Source organism: Sulfurimonas sp., from assembly GCF_018698455.1.
Lineage (GTDB): Bacteria > Campylobacterota > Campylobacteria > Campylobacterales > Sulfurimonadaceae > Sulfurimonas.
Genome location: NZ_JABIOQ010000046.1, coordinates 1 through 7,859, shown reverse-complemented (window position 1 = coordinate 7,859; position 7,859 = coordinate 1). Strand labels below are relative to the sequence as shown.

Here is a 7,859-nt window from a genome sequence, read left to right as displayed (position 1 = left end):
CTTTTATTCCCCTTCCACTATTTAAAAGTAATAATGCATGAGAATGAACTCGCTCTTTTTTACATTGACTGTTTTTTAACTCTTTTAGTTTCTCTAAAATATCTTTTTTTATTTCCATGGAAATTTATTAGCAATTATTAATCCATATTGAAGTTATTTTTGTCTTATTACTTATGTCAATAAGTTTATAATGTAACTTTTAATTCTTGTCCTTTCATTTTCATTTTTGCAATACTGTAGCTAAAAGTACTAATTAAATGGTTTTAATTCATTTTATTTAATTGTCAATACGAATGATTTATCTCATAAAAACTAGAATTATTTGGCTAGATTTCCACAATTCATGGGTAAAGATTACTAAGAAAATAATGCAAAACTTTAAGCGGGAATCAACTACAGTTTAAATATACTAGCAAAATTATTTTATTTATGGTGGTACACTTGAAATCATATCAAAATCTTGTTCTACTGCAAAACCTTTACCGTATGAAAGCAATGGGATTTGAATATATAGACCACTTCAATATCAACGACAAACAAAATCATCAAATATCTAGTACCCTTGAGGAACTTTCTCAAAATATTAATACTTGTCATCTTTGTGATTTAAGTAAATCACGTAAACAGAGTATGAGTGGATTTGGTAATAAGAATGCAGACCTAATGATAATAGACTATGTTGTTTCATCATCTCAAGACTCTTCAAACAGTTACTATAGTGGACGAACAGGGGAAACTCTCAAAAATATAATAGAAAAAGTTTTACACCTTAATCTTAATAATATTTATTTCACCCATTGTGTTAAATGCAAACCACTAAATTCTAATAAACCATCACCCTCTGAATGTAACTCTTGTAAAAGCTATCTGTACTCACAAATAGAGTTTGTAAAGCCTAAAGTCATTGTAACTTTAGGAGATGAAGCATATGCACACATTACAGGTAATGATGACAATTTTGAAACTATTCGAGGACATGTTATAGACTATAAAGAATCTAAACTTATACCTATCTATCATCCCCAACACTTACTAAAAAATCCTGAGTTAAAAAAAATGACACTCAATGACCTCAATACTATAAAGAGTTTTCTATGAAAATTTTACTGTTTTTATTCCTTCCATTATTCCTCTTTGCACAGAGTTTTATGCTTTCAAACATACCACGTCCAAAAACTTATATTCAGGACTTAGATCCTTATGAGTGTAATGAAAAATGTATGAAGAATTATATAGATCAAGGTATGTTTCTTTCATTTCTTTCACGTGCAACAACTAAACTAAAAGATAGAGAATTAAACGAAATGAGGGTACTTGCTATCTCTATTTTAAATCTTGCTTCATTCTATGAAGGAGAAAAATTTAGAATTGCCCTCCTCTTGCCATATAAAAAAATAGGAAAGTATGCTTCTTCAACTTCTAATGCCACCTTCGCATATCTAATGACAAAAAGTCATCCCTTTATGCTTAAAAGTTATAAAGTAGAAACAGAAGAGTTAGATGAACTAACAGAAGCTCTGGGTAAAATACATGATGATGGATTTAGATATGTGATAGCACCCTTAACAAAACAAGGTGCACAGAATGTCATTGATATAGATCCATTTATAAACATATACTTTCCAACTATAAATAAAAAAGATGTTAATACTAGCTCATCTTCAATTGTTTTTGGAGCTATTGACTATGCTGCACAAAGTGACCTGCTTCTTAAGCGAGCTCTCTCTCCACTAGTTATCTTTTCTGATAGATCTTCAACTGGAAAAACACTTGCTAAATATCAAGCTCAGGAGTACCTAAAAGAAGATGATATAGATGAACCAAGCGATTCTGTATTTAGTTTGTTTTCTTCAATGCAGAAAGGCTCTTCTGGAGTTGAAGATAAAGATTTATTAGAAAAAAAAGTTGTTAAAAATTTCATTTCTAAAAGAACAACAAATATAGAGTCTTACCTAAAAAATAATAAAAAAATAATAGATGGTTCATTTATGATAAATACTCCCATTATTAAGAGTGGTATGATTCTTTCTCAGATTACTCTTTATGATGTAAATACAACAAATATTTTGTCCACACAAATCAATTATGACCCTCTTTTACTCTCAATGACACAGTACATAGACAGAAAACATATGTTAGTGGCAAACTCAATTACAGAAAAGAACAATGTTCTTATAGAAACAAATTCACTTGTTGGAAATGATATAGTATATGACTGGATTAACTATACAACGACAGTAGGTGTAGATTACTTATATAGTCTTGCGACAGGGGAACAAAGAGCTTACACTATGGATATAACAAATAACCAGGTTTCTTATGACATAGAACTACTACAACCATCCAAATCAAGGTTTGTCAAATACACTCCACTAAACGAATAGAGAAAGTAATAACTCTTTTGTAAGAGGTTCTATCTTTTTAGGCTTACCTTCGAAGTCTATATAAGCAAGAACTATTTCCAACTCAAAGATTTTTACTTCGTCTTTAAATATAGCCTGTTTGAGAATAAATGAAGCAGTCTTCATTTTTAGTAATTCACTTTTTATCTCAAGTAGATCACCAAGCTTTGCACTAGCAAAATAGTCACCAATGACTCTTCTAGCAACAAAATGCCCACTCTCTAAAACAGGGGTAATTCCTCTGTCAAAAAATACTTCACTTCGAGCCCTCTCACAAAAGTTTAAATAGTTTGAATGATAAACTACTCCACCTGTGTCTGTATCTTCGTAATAGACCCTTATCTTCATGCTAAACCCCTTTATATATGTCACTTTCAAGCGATTTCTAATTTAGCGGACACTAAAACGGTCACTTAAATATTTGAAACTGAAAGCTGATTTGATTATTTATTGATGCAATTATACAGAAAACAAACATATAAGGTACTATACTATCTGCACTTATAAACCTTGCTATGGTTGGGTCGTATAGTCTTGCATTCATATTGATGAACTGTGTTTCTTCTACATGTTCATGACCTGTGTAGCCTCTTTTAGTTTTTGGTGGCGTTTGGGTTTTTTTACCATCTTTATCTAGGTTTAGTTTTTCTCCGAATGGTTTGTATGCCATTCTACTCTCTACTACTCCTAGGTTGTTTGTTATGGTATCTACTGAGTTTAGAGAGTCATAGTGTAGGTACTTAGTTGATGTTTCATTTAGGCTACTTGTGTATATGGACATTACTTTAGAGCCTACATATATGAAGTACTTATCTTCTACTGACCTGTCTTTGTTTATTTTATATTCATACTGCTCACGCTGGACTCGCTCGGACACCCAGCTGTCTTTTCGTCGGACACTCAGCTGGAAACTGCTCGGACAGCTAGCTAGTTTTCCTTCGGACATTTTGTCGAAATTAACAGCTGAAAAACACTAAGTAGAGAATCCTCTAAAATTTAACTACACTTCATAAAAAAATGAGGTGTGAAATGGGGAAACTTACTATGAGAAAAATTAAGGATATATTGAAGTTAAGATTTATAACTGAAATATCATATAGGCAGATAAGTAGAGCTGTAGATGTACCAAGCTCAACAGTATCAGATTACTGTAAAAGATTTGAGATAACAAACAATGAAATAAATGAATTTCTTACTCAAGATGAAGATGAAATTTACAAACAGCTATTTCCAGAGAAATCTAAAGCAGATAAAACTACAAGTAGAGCACTCCCAAACTTTGAATACATTCACAAAGAGATAGCAAAAAAAGGTGTGACATTTGAGTTGTTATGGATGGAATATAGAGAAGAAGAGCCGCAAGGATATGCCTTGAGTACTTTTAAAGAGCTATATCATAAGTTTAAGAAAAAAGTTGATCCTACCATGAGACAGACATATATACCAGGTCATCAGATGTTTATAGATTATAGTGGACTGATAGTTTCCTATAATGATTCTCTTACTGGTGAAACTCTCAAGGCTCAAATATTTGTGACAGTGCTTGGTGGTAGTGGTTGTGCATTTGTACATGCTACACCTAGCCAAAAACAAGAGTACTTTATAAAATCACACATATTAGCTTATGAGTTTTATGGTGGTGTACCTAAAATAAATGTACCTGATAATCTAAAAAGCGCAATTATCTCAAATAATAAAAAAGGTATTGTTGTAAATGAGAGCTATGCAGAGCTGTGTCGCCACTACAATTGTGCGGTAGAACCTGCGAGACCAAAGAAACCACAAGATAAAGGGATTGTTGAACAAGCTGTTCAAGGGATACAGCGATGGATATTAGCAGTATTTAGAAATAGAACATTCTTTAGTGTTGATGAGATAAATCAAGCTATAGCTCCACTACTAGATAAATACAACTCAAAAGTTAGCAGACACCTTGGAGCAAGCAGGTATCAACTCTTTGAAGAGGAAAAACTTCAATTACAAGCACTTCCTGCAAATAGGTTTATCTATAAAGAGATAAAAATAGCTACAGTAGATCTATCCTATCATGTAAAATTGATTGATAGCTATTATTCAGTACCATTCAAATATCTTGGCGAAAAAGTAGAAGTTAAATACTCTACTGCACTTGTAGAGATATATTACAAGAGTAAGCTCGTTGCAACACACCCAAGAATCAGTAGAGTAAATGCAAAATCTACACTTGATGAGCATATGCCTCGCAACCACCAATACCAAAACGAAAGAATGAATCCAGGAAGATTACTAAATTGGGCTATGACAATAGGTGAACATACAAGAGAGTTTGTGCAAAGAAGGTTAGATACTGCAGATTATCCAGCTAATGCATATACAAGCATTATAGCTATTCTAAACAAGGCAAAAATCTATGGAAAAACTGAACTTGATTTAGCACTGGCATATGCACTCTCAATAAATGCTTCAAGAGTCAAATCAATAGAATCTATTCTTGATAAAAAACTCTATCTACAGGTTTCAAATAACATTGTCACTAACAATGTGCTCAATAACCATGAAAACATTCGTGGTAAAGACTACTATAAATAACAGGATGATACAAATGAACCAAACTACAGTGATAAACAAGATAAATGATCTAGGATATGATGGGCTAAAAGAAGCCTATTTAAGGCAGATAGAAGATACAAACTATAATCAACTTAGCTTTGAGGAGAGGTTTTATAATCTCCTAGAAGCTCAGGATATATTTTTGCAAAATAAACGAATAGGTAGAAATCTTCGAGCCTCAAAAATCAAAGATAAACAAGCATCTATTGAAGATATAGATTATAGCGCTAAAAGAAATATTGATAAGCAAAGTTTTCAGTCACTAATAACAATGGACTTTATCCGCAATCATCAAAACATTATCATTACTGGAAAAACTGGAACAGGTAAATCTTTCTCATCACAAGCACTTGCTAATAGAGCGATATTAGATGGATTTAAAGTTTACTATGTTCGTATACCTACACTGCTTGAAGAGATAAAAATATCACGTGCAGATGGTACATATACAAACTTATTAAAGAAGTACTCTAGATTCCAGCTCCTTGTACTTGATGACTTTGGGGTATCAAAGATGTCTACTGATGATGCTACAAATCTATTTGAAATTATTGAAGATAGAACAGAGATAAATTCAACGATTATCACTTCACAACTACCAGTGTCTCAGTGGTATGACTACTTGAATAATGATACTGTTGCTGATGCAATATTAGACCGGGTAGTGCATTCATCTTATAGAGTTGAAATAGAGGGTGAATCAATGAGAAAACTAAGGTCGAAAATCACTAAAAGATAAAACTCAGTCGGACACTTGTGTTATAATTTTGCACTTAGAGATTCTTTACTTACAACTGTCCGACGATTTTACAGCTGGCTGTCCGAGATTATTGGCTGTGAGCATTCATACGACTTATCTATGTAGTATGATGTGTATTTATATGTGAACTTTTTTAATTGTTCCTTGCTGAAGCCTATTTGATTTAAATAAAATGCCACACATTGAAAATACGGATATATGAAATCAATAAAGGGCATAATATGGAAAAAATAGAAATAATTGCAAAAGAGTTAACTTAGAAGTTAAAAACATAAAAAGAATTAAAATAATGGCTACATTATTAGAAAGTGAAGTTAATGGTTTAAATGAGAAGAAAAAGCTTGATTATATTATTAATAGAGCTATAGAGTCTTATTATTCATCTGATGAGATTAAAAACCTACTTAATCTATAGTCTATAGATTTTTCCAAATAAGAGGTACTTGAATTTATTTACATATTATAGTAATATACATTACAGTAACTAATTTTACGGAAATAATATGAAATTTTATAATAGAACCAAAGAGTTAAAGAAACTCCATCAAATTGAAATTCTCTCAAAGAACTCAGCTAAGATGAGTGTTATTGTTGGACGAAGAAGAATTGGTAAAACATCTTTGATTAGACATGCTTATGATAAGCAAATTTACTTGTTTGTCTCTAAAAAAAGTGAAGCCTTACTTTGTGAGGAGTTCATAACAATTATTAGTAATGAACTAGATGTAAAAATACATGGGAAGTTTTTTAAATTTGCTAAGCTATTTGAATATCTTTTAGAGTTAGCCACACAAAAGCATTTTACACTTGTCATAGATGAATTTCAAGAGTTTTTATCTATTAACAACACCATCTACTCCGATATGCAAAACCTTTGGGACACATATAAAGAAAAAGCAAAAATGAACTTAGTATTAAGTGGTTCCATATATTCATTAATGAAAAAGATTTTTGAAGATAAGAAAGAACCTCTTTTTAATCGTGCAGATATGAAGATACATCTAAAAGCTTTTAAGGTAAGTACACTACAAACTATACTTCAAGATAACTATCCATCCTTCAGTAATGAAGATCTGCTCTCTCTTTATACTCTTACTGGTGGTGTTGCCAAATATGTAGAACTATTCGTGACCTTTAAAGCTTTTACACTTGAAGCGCAACTAAATCTTATTTTTGAAGATAATTCACTATTTCTGGATGAAGGAAAAAATCTTCTTATTGAAGAGTTTGGTAAAGAGTACACAACCTATTTTTCTATACTTGCTCTTATAGCTTCAGGTAAGACAGCACGCTCTGAAATGGAGAATATACTAGAGAAAGATATTGGTGGATATCTTGATAGACTAGATAAAGAGTATAGCATTATAAAAAAAGTTAAACCAATCTTCGCAAAAGAGGGTGGAAGAATTTTAAAATATGAAATCATAGATAACTTTTTTAGTTTTTGGTTTCGATTTATCTATAAAAACAGAAGTGCTGTAGAGATAGAAAACTATGAGTATGTTAAGCAGATAGTCAAAAGTGAGTACAGTACATATAGTGGGAAATTTCTGGAAAAATATTTTATAGAAAAGCTGAAAGATTCTCATCAATTTTCTCAAATCGGTACCTACTGGGAAAAAGGGAATAAAAATGAGATTGATATTGTTGCTGTTAATGATATAAACAAAACTATCTTAATTGTCGAAGTGAAACTAAATCCAAAGAAAATATCCCTTGAGAAGCTAAAAGATAAATCAGTTAAACTTGTTCAGAAGTTTCCAAATTATCTAATTGAATTTAAAGGCTTTAGTATAAACCAACTGTAATCGCCAATATTAAAATAAATATAGCTTAAAAAAGCATAGAATTTTCCTTATGTTAACCATATGATGCCTGTAGATTTAAAGAATAAGCCATAAAACCATAATTGACTTTGTAACTAAAAAATGGTACCATTTATATATGAGTAAAAAAGATAAACTATTGAAACTACACCCCTGTGAATGAATCTCCACTTTTTACAACTTTGCTAATCAAAGATTTAGAAAGATTGAGATAACTTGCGATACTCGCTTGTGAGTATCCATCTAAATGTGCATTCATTATAGCGATGTTTCTATCTTGTT

9 protein-coding genes are annotated in these 7,859 nt (G+C 31.4%); 6 read left to right on the top strand and 3 right to left on the bottom strand.

What is annotated here, in order from left to right:
• Window positions 1-432 precede the first annotated feature (432 nt).
• Both HOG88_RS05965 and HOG88_RS05960 read left to right on the top strand, forming a co-directional pair.
• The gene (locus HOG88_RS05965) at window positions 433-1,098 is read left to right on the top strand and encodes a uracil-DNA glycosylase (protein ID WP_295004213.1); all 666 of its coding nucleotides are present in this window, start codon (window positions 433-435) and stop codon (window positions 1,096-1,098) included.
• A complete protein-coding gene (locus tag HOG88_RS05960; protein WP_295004211.1) occupies window positions 1,095-2,384 on the top strand; it encodes a hypothetical protein in 1,290 nt (429 codons plus the stop codon). Before HOG88_RS05965 ends, HOG88_RS05960 begins: the two co-directional genes overlap by 4 nt.
• Here HOG88_RS05960 and HOG88_RS05955 read toward each other — a convergent pair.
• Window positions 2,373-2,750, bottom strand: a complete 378-nt coding sequence (locus HOG88_RS05955; RefSeq protein ID WP_295004209.1) for a YbgC/FadM family acyl-CoA thioesterase — start codon at window positions 2,748-2,750, stop codon at window positions 2,373-2,375. The two genes, HOG88_RS05960 and HOG88_RS05955, sit on opposite strands and share 12 nt — an antisense overlap.
• A 61-nt stretch (window positions 2,751-2,811) precedes the next feature.
• A complete protein-coding gene (locus HOG88_RS05950; RefSeq protein WP_295004207.1) occupies window positions 2,812-3,348 on the bottom strand; it encodes an RHS repeat domain-containing protein in 537 nt (178 codons plus the stop codon).
• 98 nt (window positions 3,349-3,446) lie between these two features.
• Between HOG88_RS05950 and istA the strand changes: the two genes are divergently transcribed.
• The 4 genes from istA to HOG88_RS05930 all read left to right on the top strand — a co-directional run bounded on the left by istA (window position 3,447) and on the right by HOG88_RS05930 (window position 7,559).
• Window positions 3,447-4,970, top strand: coding sequence for an IS21 family transposase (gene istA, locus HOG88_RS05945; RefSeq protein ID WP_295004205.1), 1,524 nt, complete (start codon window positions 3,447-3,449; stop codon window positions 4,968-4,970).
• Window positions 4,971-4,983: 13 nt separating this feature from the next.
• On the top strand, window positions 4,984-5,730 hold the full coding sequence (istB, locus tag HOG88_RS05940) for an IS21-like element helper ATPase IstB (protein ID WP_295004203.1): 747 nt from the start codon (window positions 4,984-4,986) through the stop codon (window positions 5,728-5,730).
• 310 nt (window positions 5,731-6,040) lie between these two features.
• Complete coding sequence (locus tag HOG88_RS05935; protein ID WP_295004201.1) at window positions 6,041-6,166, top strand: hypothetical protein; 126 nt, start codon at window positions 6,041-6,043, stop codon at window positions 6,164-6,166.
• Between the two features lie 88 nt (window positions 6,167-6,254).
• Window positions 6,255-7,559, top strand: a complete 1,305-nt coding sequence (locus HOG88_RS05930) for an ATP-binding protein (RefSeq protein WP_295004199.1) — start codon at window positions 6,255-6,257, stop codon at window positions 7,557-7,559.
• A 163-nt stretch (window positions 7,560-7,722) separates the two neighbouring features.
• On the opposite strand, the gene HOG88_RS11910 is transcribed toward HOG88_RS05930, so the two are convergent.
• Window positions 7,723-7,836, bottom strand: coding sequence for a helix-turn-helix domain-containing protein (locus HOG88_RS11910; protein ID WP_367234477.1), 114 nt, complete (start codon window positions 7,834-7,836; stop codon window positions 7,723-7,725).
• Window positions 7,837-7,859 lie beyond the last annotated feature (23 nt).